This window comes from Paenibacillus tengchongensis, from assembly GCF_008973665.1.
Taxonomy (GTDB): Bacteria; Bacillota; Bacilli; order Paenibacillales; family Paenibacillaceae; genus Paenibacillus_AQ; species Paenibacillus_AQ tengchongensis.
Genome location: NZ_WACP01000015.1, coordinates 115422 through 130038 on the forward strand (window position 1 = coordinate 115422; position 14617 = coordinate 130038).

Annotated in this window: 14 protein-coding genes; 5 read left to right on the forward strand and 9 right to left on the reverse strand. The window is 57.6% G+C overall.

What is annotated here, in order from left to right:
* Window positions 1-178: 178 nt before the first annotated feature.
* The 9 genes from F1381_RS22490 to F1381_RS22530 form a co-directional block, all read right to left on the reverse strand.
* On the reverse strand, window positions 179-982 hold the full coding sequence (locus F1381_RS22490; protein WP_187355523.1) for a YwmB family TATA-box binding protein: 804 nt from the start codon (window positions 980-982) through the stop codon (window positions 179-181).
* A 64-nt stretch (window positions 983-1046) separates the two neighbouring features.
* Entirely contained in the window at window positions 1047-1643 is a 597-nt protein-coding gene (locus F1381_RS22495; protein WP_151737093.1) for a TetR/AcrR family transcriptional regulator, read from the reverse strand.
* Between the two features lie 140 nt (window positions 1644-1783).
* Window positions 1784-2437 (reverse strand): response regulator, encoded by a 654-nt coding sequence (locus F1381_RS22500; RefSeq protein WP_187355524.1) that lies wholly within the window; start codon window positions 2435-2437, stop codon window positions 1784-1786.
* 12 nt (window positions 2438-2449) lie between these two features.
* Entirely contained in the window at window positions 2450-3484 is a 1035-nt protein-coding gene (locus F1381_RS22505; protein ID WP_151737094.1) for a sensor histidine kinase, read from the reverse strand.
* Between the two features lie 49 nt (window positions 3485-3533).
* Entirely contained in the window at window positions 3534-4181 is a 648-nt protein-coding gene (gene liaF / locus F1381_RS22510) for a cell wall-active antibiotics response protein LiaF (RefSeq protein WP_151737095.1), read from the reverse strand.
* A gap of 509 nt (window positions 4182-4690) precedes the next feature.
* Window positions 4691-5419, reverse strand: coding sequence for a PspA/IM30 family protein (locus tag F1381_RS22515; protein WP_151737096.1), 729 nt, complete (start codon window positions 5417-5419; stop codon window positions 4691-4693).
* 2 nt (window positions 5420-5421) lie between these two features.
* Window positions 5422-5922 carry a PspC domain-containing protein gene (locus F1381_RS22520; protein ID WP_151737097.1) on the reverse strand — a complete coding sequence of 167 codons (501 nt, stop codon included), beginning with the start codon at window positions 5920-5922 and terminating at the stop codon, window positions 5422-5424.
* A 4-nt stretch (window positions 5923-5926) separates the two neighbouring features.
* Complete coding sequence (locus F1381_RS22525) at window positions 5927-6604, reverse strand: PspA/IM30 family protein (RefSeq protein ID WP_151737098.1); 678 nt, start codon at window positions 6602-6604, stop codon at window positions 5927-5929.
* Between the two features lie 48 nt (window positions 6605-6652).
* On the reverse strand, window positions 6653-6955 hold the full coding sequence (locus tag F1381_RS22530; protein WP_151737099.1) for a LiaF transmembrane domain-containing protein: 303 nt from the start codon (window positions 6953-6955) through the stop codon (window positions 6653-6655).
* A gap of 261 nt (window positions 6956-7216) precedes the next feature.
* Here F1381_RS22530 and F1381_RS22535 point away from each other — a divergent pair, with 261 nt between their 5' ends.
* From F1381_RS22535 to F1381_RS22555, 5 genes are all read left to right on the forward strand, one after another.
* A complete protein-coding gene (locus F1381_RS22535; RefSeq protein ID WP_151737100.1) occupies window positions 7217-7909 on the forward strand; it encodes a response regulator transcription factor in 693 nt (230 codons plus the stop codon).
* Window positions 7906-8940, forward strand: a complete 1035-nt coding sequence (locus F1381_RS22540; RefSeq protein ID WP_151737101.1) for a sensor histidine kinase — start codon at window positions 7906-7908, stop codon at window positions 8938-8940. Before F1381_RS22535 ends, F1381_RS22540 begins: the two co-directional genes overlap by 4 nt.
* A 100-nt stretch (window positions 8941-9040) precedes the next feature.
* Window positions 9041-9739 carry an ABC transporter ATP-binding protein gene (locus tag F1381_RS22545; RefSeq protein ID WP_151737102.1) on the forward strand — a complete coding sequence of 233 codons (699 nt, stop codon included), beginning with the start codon at window positions 9041-9043 and terminating at the stop codon, window positions 9737-9739.
* On the forward strand, window positions 9736-12249 hold the full coding sequence (locus F1381_RS22550; protein WP_187355525.1) for an ABC transporter permease: 2514 nt from the start codon (window positions 9736-9738) through the stop codon (window positions 12247-12249). Before F1381_RS22545 ends, F1381_RS22550 begins: the two co-directional genes overlap by 4 nt.
* A gap of 123 nt (window positions 12250-12372) precedes the next feature.
* Window positions 12373-14568, forward strand: coding sequence for an alpha-galactosidase (locus F1381_RS22555; RefSeq protein WP_246188159.1), 2196 nt, complete (start codon window positions 12373-12375; stop codon window positions 14566-14568).
* The last annotated feature ends 49 nt before the right edge of the window (window positions 14569-14617 follow it).

Consider the following 14617-nt stretch of genomic DNA (forward strand, 5'->3'; position numbering starts at 1 on the left):
GAATAGCGCCTTCTGCATTAGCCTGTTGAGCGATCAGCCTGTTGAGCGATTACCCGGCTGAACGTGCATTACTCCAGTGTCGGCACGCCAAAAAGCCGCCTGCCGGTACGGTCCCGGCAAACGGCTCAGCATTTCTTGACGCTTCTCTTTTCTATGAACAATTTCAGGGCCTGTTCCCTTAATACTCAATCGTAATCAGCGGCAGGCCAATAGTCAGCCGGTTTGCGCCGTCCTGGCTGTCCTGATGCACCGCCGCCTGCAGGGCGATGTCATGCCCGCCGCTCTTGACGAAGCGTTCCAGACCCGGAACGCTGTACGAGCGGCTGGCGGTGGCCCCGTCCGCGTACGCCTCCTCGGCCTGCGCCTCCCCAAAGGCCTGCGCCAGCGCGGACTCGGCCCCGGCAAGCGCCGCCTCAGGCGCGCCCTGCTCCGCCGCCTCCCCTTGCAGCGACGCGTTCCACTCGGCGGCGACCCCCGCCGCCTGCAGCGCCAGCCCGGCCGCTTCCGCTGCCGCCTGAAATCCGCCGTCCTGCCGCCAGTCCGCCGTCTCATGGGTAACGATCACATAGCTCGTGCCGTCGCCAAGCTCACTCCAGAACATGGCCGCCTTGCCGGCGGCTGCGGCTGCGGCGGAAGCCCGGTAGACGGTGTGCCCGTCTTCCTCCCCCACCTGCACCGGGCCAAGGCCAAGCCGCTGCGCCAGAGCCGCGGCTGCTTCATGGGCCGCCGGGCCCTTACCGCTGAAGTTGCCCTGCCACTTCAGCACCAGCCGCAGCGGCGAGCCCGCTTCCATGGCGGCGCCGCCGGCCGCCGCCAGCTGGCGGAGCGGCTGTGCCAGCTCCGCGGAGCGGGGAGCGTCTGCGGCCTGCAGGTCCGCAGCCGCCGCGCCGCGGAACCCCGCCAGCAGCAGTGCCGCGATGCACAGCGGCACCAGCAGCAGCATGATTCTACCTTGTCCTCTTCTCAAGTTCCACAGCTTCATCATCCGTCTTCCTCTCCATCCGAATCTAGCAATCTACTAGAAGGATGGCCAGGAAGAGAGCTCCCTATACCTCTTGGAAACCAAAAATCCGCAGCGCATAGCCGGCCGTCGCTTCGGCAAGAAGACGGGCCTCATCCGGAAAAATAGCTCCGGCGCCGTTAATATAGGAGAAGTAGGTCCAGCCGATCACCTGCGCATTGCCCGGAGCCAGGACACCTGCCCGCTGCCCCTCTTCAATTACCGGAACCAGCAGCGTAACAAAATCCTCTCCATAACGGTAAACGGCCGCCGTTAGCTCGGGATACTGCTCGGGCTGTCCCATAACTTGCTGCACCACCCGCAGAAACGTCCCCCGCCGCAGCCACTGCTTCGCCTGCAGGTCAACCAGCCGGGTTAGCGTGGCAAGCACATCCTGCGCCTCCTTGAACAGCGTCCGGTATGCGCTCAGTGTCTCCTCCAGCGGCTCCAGGACTACCGCACGGATCAGCTCTTCTTTGCTCTTAAAATAAGTGAAGATCAGTGCGTGGCTGATCCCCGCTTCCTGGGCAACGCTGGTGATGCTTGTCCGGGCGAATCCGCCGGAAGCAAATTGCTTTTCCGCCGCCGCGATGATGATTCCCCGCTTCTGCAGCCGCAGGGCCTCGTTTCTTTTGCGGGCCATAATACACTCACCTCGGGTATATCATACCGCAGAATCAGGAAATAAATAACCATTCAGTAACAAAATAACTTTAAGGAAGCGTTTTATTTATAGTAACCCATTCGTTCCGCCCGGTTGCACAAAAAAAACGGCCCGGCGGTTCACTCCGCCAGCCCGTTCTTATATGCATAAATGGCCGCCTGGGTCCGGTCCTCCACATCCAGCTTGGCCAATATATTGGTCACATGGAACTTGACCGTCTTAATCCCGATGATGAGCTGATCGGCAATATCCTGATTGGATTTGCCCTGGGCCAGGAGCCGCAGCACCTCCATCTCCCGGTCAGTTAGCTCTTTGTAGGCAGGCGTCTCAGCCTTGGAGTTATTGCGGAACCGGTTCATCATCTTCGAGGCGACCTGCGATTCCAGCACAGACTGCCCTCTGGCCGCCGCACGGATGGCATCGGCCACTTCGCTTGCCCGCGAGGTCTTCAGCAGGTAACTGAACGCCCCGGCTTCAATGACCGGGTACATCTTCTCATCGTCGAGATAGCTGGTCAGGACAATCACCTTGCACTCCGGGAACAGCTTCATCAGCTGCCGTGTCGTTTCGATGCCGTCCATCCCTTCCATCACCAGATCCATCAGCACCACGTCTGGCTTATACTCCTGAGCCAGACGGATGCCTTCCTCGCCGCTTCCGGCCTCCCCAACCACTTCAATGCCGTCTTCGGTGCCGAGCACGGCGGCCAGCCCGATGCGGACCATCTCATGGTCGTCCACCAGCAGAACCTTGATCGCGTCCTCCATTTCCATGCTGCGTTCCTCCTATTCCTTCATTAACGGTACGGTAACTTCAATGCGCATCCCTTTGCCCGGGGCCGTAATAAACTGGATCGAGCCTCCAGTCTCCACAATGCGCTCCTGCATGTTCGACAGTCCGTAGGATGTCAGCTTACTCTCGTCCAGCTCGAAGCCGACTCCGTCATCGCGCAGCGTAAGCCGCACAGTATCGCCGCGCTTCTGCATCCGGATTTCCATCTTCCCGGCCTTCGCATGGCGCAGGGTGTTGGAAATCGCCTCCTGCACGATGCGGAACAGGTGGTTCTCGACCCCCTTCAGCAATTGAATCTCGGGGTCGATCTCGCACACAATATCCAGCGGCACCTTGATCTCCAGTTCCTTGATCAGTTCACGGATGCCCTGCTCCAGACCCTTGCCCTCCAGATAGACAGGCCGCAGGTGCAGCAGCAGCGCGCGCATCTCTGATTGGGCGACGGCGGCCATCTCCTCGATCAGCGCGATCTGCCGCTGCGCCTTGTCGAAGTCCTTCTCCAGCGTCCGCCCGACTGCCGTCGCGGTCATCGAGATGGCGAACAGCTGCTGCGAGACCGCATCATGCAGCTCGCGCGCCAGCCGCTGCCGCTCTTCCATGATCGCCGAGCCGCGCGCCTGCTCCGCCAGCTTGGCGTTGTTGGTGGACAGCCGCTGCAGCGTGCTCACCTGGTTCTCCCATTTGCCGCTGATCCGCCCGATCTGCTCGCCGAGCCGTCCGAGCTCGTCGGTGCCCAACGCCGGAATGGCGGAGGAGAGGTTGCCTTTTTCCCAGGCTACCAGCGTCTCCCGCAGCCTTTCCAGCCGGCGTTTGGTCCGAAAGCCCTGATAGAACCCGAAGCCGATACCGAAAGCCACCGGCAGCAGGACAAGCGTGACCGCGGTCTGCAGGCCCACAGTCCAATCTTCGAACGGCCGCAAATAGCCATATGTATACATCAGATAGAGAATCACCAGCAGCATGACCAGAGAGAACAACGCCCCTTCGCCCATGCTGCGTGTGACCATATTGCTGTTCTTTTTGTCCATACGGGGCTTACGCCCTCCCTTCAGGATCAATGTGCGGCACCTACTTGCTTCAGGATACCCGCACATCCAGATCGCCGATCAGATAAGACACGCACAATTTCACTTTCTGCTCACTGCTGTCATAATTGGCCGATTTCCAGTTCAGCCGGTTAAGCATGCCCGTATCCCGGTGGTCGCCGAACTCAATGGAGCCGAACAGCACAAACGCTTCGATTTCCACGCCGTAATTGTCGGACAGCAGAATATCCACATCGCCGAAGATCCCCTGGAACAGCATGATGGTCTCCTTGTCCTCAGCCATCGCCAGCGACAGGTCCACATCGGCCTCACCCAGCACATGCCAGGCGCTCAGGCTCTTCATCATCCAGGGGGACAGCTCCCAGTCGAACCGGGAAGAGAAGCTTTGCTTCTGCATAAAAGCCCGGCCGCTTTGCAGCTTTTTGGATTTGGCAAAAAACAGTCCCAGCGAGACCAGACAAATCCCCAGCACCAGCACAAGGTGATCCAGCAGCAGCAGCGCTGCCCCAATCCCCAGAAGCGTGTAGCCCTGCTTCACCTTACCCGTGGTCGTCCGGTATACCCCGAGAAGCAGGAGCACCAGCGCGACAATGGAGAAAAAGCCGATCCATCTGCCAAATATCATCAAACAGCCAACCCCGATCAGTCCTATGGCGATCATCCGGCTCCGTTTATCCATGTTCGCACCTCCTGCAGTCGTATTTCGTGTACGCACAGCCCGGTTTACCTGCTGGCACAGTGCCTATCCCATGCTTGGATGTTCACCGCCCGCTACCGGCCCATCGGCCATCCTCAATCTTCAAGCCGGAAGAAGCCGGTCAACATCCTAACTTTTAAAAAAGGTTGGAGGTTAGTTGCACTTTATACCTCTAAATGATTTCAATCTCCGTTCTAAATGAAATTGCTGTATTTCATAAAACAGATGGTTTCTTTCTAATCGGCATTTTCCCCAAACTTTAATTGCAGAAACTGTAGCTATATCGAATAAAGCAGCGAATTGGGCCGAAGTAATTGTATGAAATACAGTTACTTCAATAAACGGTTCTAGAACTCATCGCGTTCACCTGGAAAGGGCTTATCCCTGTACCGCTTACCGCTATAAAAGCCATACCGGTATGGTGACCCATACCGTATGGCTTTTTGACCTCATTCAGCATATCATATCGGCCTGCGGTTTAGGAACAGGCTTTACTTATCTTTTTTGTCGGCTGGCGCTGCCGGAGCGGCCGGTGCTGCTGTTGCCGCAGATGCACCGTTCAGCTTGCTCTTGAGTGCGGCCAGCTGCTCATCCACTTTAAGCTGCTTCTCCACGTCAACCGGCTTGCTGTAAGCAGCGGATGGGCTGTAAGGAGCGCGCAGCACATCGGCTTCGGCTTCAAGCTGCATGATCTTCTCTTCCATGCGGTGGAAGCCCAGCGAAGCGGTTCCGCTCTCGATGGAGTGTACGCTGCTGATCTGCGACATCTGTTTCTTGGCTTTGGCCATTTGCGCCCGGGAGACCAGCTCATTGCGCTTGTTGCGCAGCTTGTAGAACTCATCCTTCATATCATGCAGCTGCTGCACCAGTTCCTTGGCCTGTACTTCCGCTTGGGCGTGAAGATCACTGTACTCGGCAAACTTCTGGTCGAAGTAGATTTTCTCCTCCAGCAGCTTGCGGGTCACTTCCTCCTGGCCGTTCTTGAGTGCCAGTTCAGCTTGGGCGGAACGCTGGCCGGACATCTTGGCCGCTTCCTCCACGCGCTGCTTCATCCGGCGCTCATTAGCCATTTGCTTGGCTACGGTCACTTCGGCTTCATGAATTTCCGCCTCCATGTCGCGCAGATACTGGTTCAGCATTACAATCGGGTCCTCTACCTTATCCAGCAGGTCATTTACCGACGCCTTAGTCATATCTTTAATCCGTTTAAATACTCCCATGATTACACTTCTCCCTTCTCGTATTTGGCAAGTTTGCGTTTCAATTCTTCAATTTCCTTCTGCATGGCCTTCTTCTCGATATCCTTCATCATGGCATCCAGACTGGAGTCCTGTGCCGAATAAGCTCCTGCTTTGTTATGACCGGCGCCGGGGCCGGGCTGTCCGTGGTAAGGACCGTACCCGCCTTGTCCCTGCGGGCCGTATCCGCCCTGCGGACCTGGTCCCGGGCCGTAACCGGCGGGGCCTCCCTGATAAGGGTTGCCGTAAGGTCCGTTATAGGGACCTTGGCCATGTCCATGGCCGAAAGGATTATAATGGGTGGGCTCTTTCGGAATCACCAGCGCGGCGATGAAATATACCACGATTACCGCGCCGCCGGTGAAGACAATGCTCACGAGCAGCAGGATCCGGAACAGGGTGGAGTCAATACCGAGTGTCTCGGACAATCCTCCTGCCAGTCCCGTCATTACCTTGTCGCGGGTTGAACGATACAATCGGGTCATGGTCCTACTCCTTTCCGTCATTGTTCAGCTTCTCCTTCAGACGGGCCATCTCCCGCTCCAGTACCGAAGCTACGGTCTCGCCGGTCTGCAAGGCGAACTCCTGGCCCATCCGGCGCAGGTCGCGCAGGCTCTTGGCCTCCAGCTCCCAGTCGCTCATCCGGTCTTCCAGCCGGCCGAACATCTTGGGAACATCGGCGCCGTTGCCGTAAGCGGCTGCCCGCTGATTCATGCGCTGCTGCAGCCGGAGCGATTCCATCCGGGCCGCATAATACTGGCGCTTGCTGTACACGGTCTGATACTCCATCTTGAGCTCATTCAGTTGGCTTTCCAGTTCAAACAGCGATTCCTGGCTTTGCTCCAGCAGCCCGCTGTACTGCTCCAGCTTCTCCTCATGGATAATCTTCTCCTGGAGCGCCAGCTTGGCCAGATGGTCTTCACCGGCCTTCAGCGCCAGCAAAGCCTGTTCTTCACGTTTGTTGCGCATTGCCGTCGCCTGGTTCACCTGCTGCTGCAATTGCTTTGTATGTGAAGCGTATTGCTGGTGCAGCCGCTCCGCTTCGGCAATTTCTTCGCGGGTCGTGTGAAGAAACTGATCGATCAGCTTCACCGGATCCTGGCTCTGCTCCAGACGTTCATTCAAGTTGGCTACTGTAATGTCCCTCATGCGGCGAAAAACACTCATGATTACCTGCTCCCTCCCTGCTTCTGATTAAGTAGTTATTGGCATGTATTAATAGGTTCTTCTATGTCCGCCGCGCAATACCGAGATGCCCCATACTACAAGCGCGATCCCCAGCAGCGGTCCGATAATCCAGGAGAGCTTGGATAGCAGCGACATGACACCGATGAAGAGTACGATCCAGCCGATAATCTTGCGTCCGCTCTTAATTCCGTAGTAACCGAGAGCAATGAGCAGTACCGGGAACAGGATACGGAAGATTCCGTGGATCAGCGGCAACGCGATGCCGAGCAGCATAATCGCTCCAAGGACAATCAACACAATGGCAAGTCCGTTGTTTCTTCTGTTATTCATTAGTTTCTCACCGCCTTTCGTTCAGCCTTGTTCTTATATCCTTATTCTAGGGTAAACCGCGGCTTCTCAAAACAGACCGTGGACGGTTTTACGGACTGGACCTTAGTCGGGGCAGCACTCGGACCCGGGTCGGCAGTGCCTGCAGACCTGAAGCGGAGCCTCTGCACCGGAGCAGCTGTTTGCTGCTATGAACTCCTTGCTCTTCCGCACTGCGGGAGGGACGAGTAATGTGTATAATGAACCAAGTCTTAAGAAAGGAGCATGGATAGAATGAAATGCCTGATTGTTGAAGACGACCGGAGTCTGAACAAGGGAATAGCGCTCACGCTTTCCCGCAGCGGACTTACCATCCTGCAAGCTTATGACCTGGCCGAAGCGGACGCCATCTTCTCGGCCCACAAAATCGATCTGATCATTCTGGATATCAACCTCCCGGACGGAAGCGGGCTGGATTACTGCGAACGGGTCCGCAGAGCCTCACAGGTGCCGGTTATTTTTCTGACCGCCAATGATATGGAGCCGGACATTGTGCTGGGCTTCGAGCTGGGGGGCGACGATTATATAACCAAGCCGTTCAGCCTGATGGTGCTGCGGGCAAGAGTTATGGCCGTCCTGAAACGGACGGCTGCGCGCAGCGAGGATTACTACATGGCCGGGGCCTTAAGCTTTAACTTCTCCCGGATGGAATTCTATAAGCAGGACGAACAGCTGATTCTGAGCAAAACGGAGCAGAAGCTGCTGCGCCTGCTTGTCGCCAATCCTGGCCAAATTCTGCACCGCCAGCAGCTGATGGATAAAGTCTGGTCGCAGGATGCCGAGTTCGTCGACGAGAATGCCCTGACGGTAGCCATCAAGCGGCTGCGCGCCAAGCTTGAGGACAACCCTTCCGCTCCCCGGATCATTAAGACGGTCTATGGTCTCGGTTACATGTGGGCCGGGGAGCCTGATCTATGAAGAAGCCTAAGCATGACCCGAAGAGCCGCGGCAGTAGCTTCATCTTCACCGTCATGTTCCTCCTGGCGGTCTTCATCTATACAACCGTAATCGCTCTGGCGGGAGATTTGAACAGTACGCTGCTGGGTCCGACAATTCTATTTATAGCAACCGTGCTCCTTCTCGCCTTCATGCATAACCGCTCGCTGCAGCGCCAGCTTAACGCCATGATGCATGCAGTCGAACAGATGGTGGACGGGGCGATGCATGGGCGGAGACCTTCCTTCCTATTTGAAGAGAGCCGCCTGTCCGCTTTGGAGCACCGCTTATTCAGATATATTGAAATAAATCAGGCAAGCGAACAAAGCCTGGAAGCGGAAAAAAACAGCATTAAGGCCCTGCTCTCCGATATTTCGCACCAGACCAAGACTCCGCTCGCCAACATCATGCTGTACAGCCAGCTGCTGGCCGAACAACCGGCAGCGGACGAAAGCTCACGCCAGCTTGTGAGTCAAATATCCGCCCAGTCGGAGAAGCTGGAGTGGCTCATTGCGTCTCTGGTTAAGCTGTCGCGGCTGGAGTCCGGCATGATTACCCTGCAAACCGCACCGGTTCCTGTCATTCAGACGGTCAGCCGGGCGCTCTCCCAGGTGTACACCCGGGCAGAAGCCAAAGGGATCACGATCCGTACGGACTGCCCGGCGCAGATTACGGCACGGCACGACCCGCAGTGGACTGCCGAAGCCCTGTTCAACCTGCTGGAGAATGCCGTCAAATACACGCCAGCCGGCGGTACGATTACGGTTCATGCCGAGAGCAACGAGATGTTCACGCGCATCGAAGTTGCCGATACGGGGATAGGTATCCCGGCCGCAGAGCTTGAGCATATCTTCAAGCGGTTCTACCGCGGAAAGGCTGCGCGAGATTATGAAGGAGTAGGCATCGGGCTGTTCCTGTCGCGGGAAATCATTAACCTGCAGGGCGGATTTATGCAGGCAGTCTCTGCCGTCGATGCAGGTACGCGGATCACCGTCTATTTGCCGCAGAGCTAAATGTGTCGAATCCGTCAGATTTCAGACATGGCCCGGTTAGATTTGTCTGCTATCTTGGTAGACAAGAGGTAGACAAGAACGATGATGGAGGGATAACCGCATGCCTATACTGCAAATCGAGCATCTGAAAAAATATTACGGGAAAGCCCCGCAGCACGTTAAAGCGCTGGACGGAGTATCGCTCAGCGTCGGCAAGGGCGAGTTCGTCGCCATTGTCGGCACCAGCGGCAGCGGCAAGAGCACCCTGCTGCATATGCTCGGCGGCCTTGACCGCCCTACGGAGGGCAAAGTGATGGTGGACGGCAATGATATCTTCGCGATGAGCGATGAGAAGCTGACCATCTTCCGCCGCCGTTCGGTGGGCTTTATCTTCCAGAGCTACAATCTGGTGCCGATCCTCAATGTGCTGGAAAATATTCTGCTGCCCATCGAGCTCGACGGCGGCACCATTGACCAGCAGTATCTGGATGAAGTGATCCGCGCCCTGGGCCTGCAGGAGAAGATCTACAGTCTCCCCTCGAATCTCTCCGGCGGCCAGCAGCAGCGCGTCGCCATCGCCAGGGCACTGGCAACCAAGCCGAGCATTATTCTGGCGGACGAGCCGACAGGCAACCTGGACAGCAGAACCAGCCAGGAGGTGCTGATTCTGCTGAAGCAGCTCAGCGTCAAATTCCATCAGACCCTGGTCATGATTACTCACAATGAAAGCATCGCCCAGGCCGCCGACCGGATCATCCGCATTGAGGACGGGCGGCTGGCCGGGGACAGCGGACCGGGCGAAAGGGCGGACCGGCGATGATGGCACCGAACAACCGCAAAGCCGTTACCCGGCTCTCGCTCCGCAGCCTGAAGGCTGCTCCAATGCGCAGTTTGGCCGTGATCTGCGCCACTGTGCTGACTACCCTGCTCATTACCTCTATTTTCACTATGGTTATGAGTATTAATAAATCGATGGAACTGGCCCAGATGAAGACGTCCGGCAGCGATTTCCACGGGTCCTTCAAGTATCTCACGCTGGACCAGGTGGAGACGCTGAAGGCTCATCCTGCAGTCCGCGAATATGGAGTTTCCCTAATGGCCGGGCAACTTACCAATAAGGTTTTTGCAGACAGTCCGGTAGAAGTGCTTCAGATGGATAAGAATGATGCCAGGCACGGCTTCATCCGTTTAATTGAAGGCGGACTCCCTGTCGCGGAAGAGGAAGTCGTGCTTAGTACCTGGGCGCTGGACAAGCTGAAGATTCCGCATGAACCGGGACAGCGGGTGCCACTGGTCATCGATATCGGGGAACGGGTAATTGCCAGGGACTTCGTGCTGTCGGGATACTATGAAGCAGATAAGAATCTGGCTATGGCCGGCCTGGCCCTTGTGTCCAAAGCGTTTACCGACCAGAATCTCGCGGATATCGATCCGGTTCTCTCCCGGGACAGCGGATCCTACGTAAATACATATCATCTGTCCGTCATGTTCAACAATTCGTTCAATATTGAGAACAAGTTACGCAAGGTGCTTGCCGATAGCGGCCTGGATGTCCCTTATGGCGTGAACTGGGCTTACACCGCGACGACGCTGGCGGATAATCCCCTTTCCGTCCTGCCTTATCTGGCGGTTGTGGCAGTCATCATGTTCAGCGGCTATTTGCTGATCTACAATATTTTCTACATTTCGGTTGTCCGGGACGTGAAGTTCTACGGACTATTGAAGGCGATCGGAACGACTCCGGGACAGGTAAGGCGGGTGATTACGAAGCAGGCCGAACTGCTCTATCTCGCCGCTTTGCCGGTTGGCCTGGGCTCCGGTTACGGCGTCGGGCGGCTGCTGGTCCCGATGCTGAACTCCTTCTCCGGCGAGCCGATGGAGAGTGCCTACTCCGCCAGCCCGTGGATCTTCGTCTTTGCCGCCCTCTTCTCCTATCTGACCGTGCGGATAGCCGCAAGCAAGCCCGGCCGGATGGCTGCCCGGATTGCTCCGGTGGAAGCCGTGAAATATGCCGGGGTCAGCAGCGGGCGCCGCAAGCTCAAGCGTTCCAGACGGGGAGCCCGGCTGTACAGCATGGCGTTCGCGAATATTTTGCGTCATCCGAAGAAGCTGGTGCTCATGATCACCTCTTTGGCATTAAGCGTCGTTTTGTTCGGGATCATCTTTACTTTGATTTCTTCATTGGACATGAACAAATATCTGAATTCCTACATCACCGGGGACTTCGTCATCCGCAATAAGGCGGTTGTGTTCACGGAGGGCACGCGGCCGGGCGATTCCTACAAGCTGTCGGATGGTCTCATGAATACATTCGCATCGCTGGAAGGAGTCGAGCGTGCGGACAATGTATTTTATAAAAGCGAATTGTATCCCCCGGATGCAGCCGTCCGCGCTGTGCTGGAGCCGCTTGAGGAATCGCTCACTTCGTGGGTCTGGGAGAACAACTTCATAATGCTTGATCTCTATGGTATTGATCCGGGCTGGTACGGCCTTGTTCAGCAGGATCTTCTTGAAGGGTCTTTCGATCAGGCGAAGTTCGCTTCCGGTGATTATGTGCTGGTCAGTGAGTCGCTGATCGGTCCAGAACGGGCACAGACCTATTACCACCCGGGCGACCGCATTACCTATGCCGGACTGGGTAAAACCTATGAGGTCATGGCCGTCCTGAAATCGGACGCACTGTTCCCTGCGACTACGCAGGCGTTCTCCTCGCTGGGCTATAACGCCTTTTTGCCGGCTGCTGAATTGACCGGAGCCTTGCCGGAGGGGAGCGAACCGGTGATGGCTATATCTTCGACGCTGCAGGTTACTCCGGATAAGCTGGACAGCGTGGAAGAAGCCCTGACCTCTTTGACTGCAGGTGCCGACGAGCTCGTGCTTAAATCCCGGGAAGATTACCGTCAGGAGCTTGGCGGCTTCATCCGGGTGATTCAGACCCTGGGCTACGGGCTCAGCTTTGTCATCGCGCTCATTGGAATTCTTAATTATGTAAATACTGTCGTAACCGGAGTAATTAACCGGAAGCACGAATTTGCCCTATTGGAGAGCGTCGGCATGACCCGGAAACAGCTTAAACGCGTTCTTGTCTATGAAGGTCTATATAATGCTTTGTGTATTACGGCGGTCACCTCGACCCTCGGCGTGCTGCTGACCTATACGATTGCCAAAAGCATAAGCGGGAACATCGAGTTCACTGAGTTCCGGATGAGCTGGCTGCCTTTTGTTCTCACGGTGCCAATCCTGCTCATCATTGCCTATACGGTGACAGTAAGCTCCTACAGAATGCTGGCCGGGAATACACTGGTGGAACGGCTGCGGCAGCCGGAATGAGTGAATAAGAAACGACATTTGTCCATATTCATTCTGCTTTTCTCCATACGCTTGGCCGGGAAACAGCCTTATAATGGGGCTGTCGCAACATTAAATATGTGCCATCTCCGGGAGGTAATCACCTTGTCTATTTATGTTGATGCGGAGCGCCGCATCTTCCACCTGCAAACGCTTAACACGAGCTATATCTTCGCTATTGCCCGGGAGCAATACCCGGTGCAGCTTCATTACGGCAAAAGACTCCGCAGCGCGGAGGTTGCCGACCTGTTCCAGCCGCAGGCACGGGCTTTCAGCACCACCGTTGATCCGGCGGACGCCGATTTCTCGCTGGATACGCTGCCCCATGAATATCCCGGCTACGGCTCAGGCGATTTCCGCGAGCCCGCTTATGAAGCTGAGCTGCCCAACGGCACAACGGTGACAGAGCTTGTGTATGTCTCTTATTCCATCGTAAAAGGCAAACCGGCACTCGCCGGCCTTCCGGCCGTCTATGCCGAAGGCGAAGATAACGCCGAGACGCTGGTCATTGTGCTGGAGGATGCTGCAGCGGGACTGCGTGCCGAGCTGTCCTACTCCGTGCTCGCAGGCTTCGACGCCGTCATCCGTTCGGCACGGCTGACCAACACCGGCTCCGGGCCGCTGAAGCTGAACCGGGCGCTGTCCGTAGCGCTCGACTTCCCGCATGACCAGTTCGAGCTGATCCAGCTCTCCGGCTCCTGGGCCCGTGAGCGCCATCTCGTCCGCGCCCCGCTGCACAGCGGCCGCCAGAGCATTGACAGCAAGCGAGGCGCCAGCAGCCACCAGCAGAACCCGTTCCTCGCCCTGCTCTCCCCGCAGGCGGGCGAGGACCACGGCGAGGCGTACGGCTTCAGCCTCGTCTACAGCGGCAACTTCGTTGCCGGCGCCGATGTGGACCAATACGGCACCACCCGGGTTACCATGGGCATCAACCCGTTTGGCTTCCGCTGGAACCTCGGCCCGGGCGAGAGCTTTCAGACACCGGAGGCGGTGCTTGTCTATTCGGACCGCGGCATCGGCGGCATGTCCCGCACCTATCACCGGCTGTACCGCACCCGCCTGGCGCGCGGCCTGTTCCGCGACGAGCCGCGTCCGGTGCTGATCAACAACTGGGAGGCGACCTACTTCGGCTTCGATGCGGATAAGATCGAAGCCATCGCCCGCGCCGGCCAGGAGCTGGGCATCGAGCTGTTCGTGCTCGACGACGGCTGGTTCGGCCACCGCGATGACGATACCACCTCGCTCGGCGACTGGTTCGTCGACACCCGCAAGCTGCCGGACGGCCTCGGCGATCTCGCCGCACGGGTCAACAAGCTCGGCATGCAGTTCGGCCTCTGGTTCGAGCCGGAAATGATCTCGCCGGACAGCGAGCTGTACCGCGCCCATCCCGACTGGTGCCTGCATGTGCCGGAGCGCCGGCGCAGCCAGGGGCGCAATCAGCTCATTCTGGATTTGTCGCGCAAGGAAGTCTGCGACTATATTATTGAAGCAGTCGGCAGCGTGCTGTCCTCCGCACCGATTACCTACGTCAAATGGGATATGAACCGCCATATGACCGAGATCGGCTCCGCCGCCCTGCCGCCGGAGCGTCAAGGCGAGACGGCGCACCGCTACATGCTAGGCTTGTACCGGGTTATGGAGGAGATTACTTCGGCGTTCCCGCATGTGCTGTTCGAGAGCTGCTCGGGCGGCGGCGGCCGCTTCGATCCGGGCATTCTGCATTATATGCCGCAAACGTGGACCAGCGACAACACCGATGCGGTGGAGCGCCTGAAGATCCAGTACGGCACCAGCATCGTTTATCCGGCCAGCGCCATGGGCGCCCATATCTCGGCCGTGCCGAACCACCAGGTGCACCGCAGCACACCGCTGTCCATGCGCGGCGATGTGGCGATGTCGGGCAACTTCGGCTACGAGCTGGATCTGACCGCACTCACGCCGGAGGAGCGGGAAGAAGCGGCGGCACAGGTCGCCTTCTACAAGGAGATCCGCTCGCTCGTCCAGCAGGGCGACATGTACCGGCTGCGTTCGCCGTTCGAGGGCAACGAGACGGCGTGGATGTTCGTCTCGCCGGACCGCGGCGAAGCGCTGGTCGGCTACTTCCGCGTGCTGGCCGGACCGAATGCGCCGCAGGCCAGGCTCCGCCTGCAGGGGCTGGATCCGGACAAGGACTACGTGCTTAAAGAGACCGGCGCCGTCTACGGCGGCGACCGCCTGATGCATGCCGGACTGATATTGCCGCAGCTGCACGGCGACTTCCGCAGCAAGCTGCTGCATTTTGCAGCGGTACCGCAAGGATAATATAGCAGCAACAGAAAGTGCCCCGATACCATGTATGGTGTTGGGGCAC

Coding starts and splice junctions, on each gene's coding strand:
- F1381_RS22505 (WP_151737094.1), bottom strand. CDS start 3,484: ATGGACAAAAAGAACAGCAATATGGTCACACGCAGCATGGGCGAAGGG.
- F1381_RS22540 (WP_151737101.1), top strand. CDS start 7,906: ATGAAGAAGCCTAAGCATGACCCGAAGAGCCGCGGCAGTAGCTTCATC.
- liaF (WP_151737095.1), bottom strand. CDS start 4,181: ATGGATAAACGGAGCCGGATGATCGCCATAGGACTGATCGGGGTTGGC.
- F1381_RS22490 (WP_187355523.1), bottom strand. CDS start 982: ATGAAGCTGTGGAACTTGAGAAGAGGACAAGGTAGAATCATGCTGCTG.
- F1381_RS22495 (WP_151737093.1), bottom strand. CDS start 1,643: ATGGCCCGCAAAAGAAACGAGGCCCTGCGGCTGCAGAAGCGGGGAATC.
- F1381_RS22525 (WP_151737098.1), bottom strand. CDS start 6,604: ATGAGTGTTTTTCGCCGCATGAGGGACATTACAGTAGCCAACTTGAAT.
- F1381_RS22545 (WP_151737102.1), top strand. CDS start 9,041: ATGCCTATACTGCAAATCGAGCATCTGAAAAAATATTACGGGAAAGCC.
- F1381_RS22515 (WP_151737096.1), bottom strand. CDS start 5,419: ATGGGAGTATTTAAACGGATTAAAGATATGACTAAGGCGTCGGTAAAT.
- F1381_RS22530 (WP_151737099.1), bottom strand. CDS start 6,955: ATGAATAACAGAAGAAACAACGGACTTGCCATTGTGTTGATTGTCCTT.
- F1381_RS22520 (WP_151737097.1), bottom strand. CDS start 5,922: ATGACCCGATTGTATCGTTCAACCCGCGACAAGGTAATGACGGGACTG.
- F1381_RS22535 (WP_151737100.1), top strand. CDS start 7,217: ATGGATAGAATGAAATGCCTGATTGTTGAAGACGACCGGAGTCTGAAC.
- F1381_RS22550 (WP_187355525.1), top strand. CDS start 9,736: ATGATGGCACCGAACAACCGCAAAGCCGTTACCCGGCTCTCGCTCCGC.
- F1381_RS22500 (WP_187355524.1), bottom strand. CDS start 2,437: ATGGAAATGGAGGACGCGATCAAGGTTCTGCTGGTGGACGACCATGAG.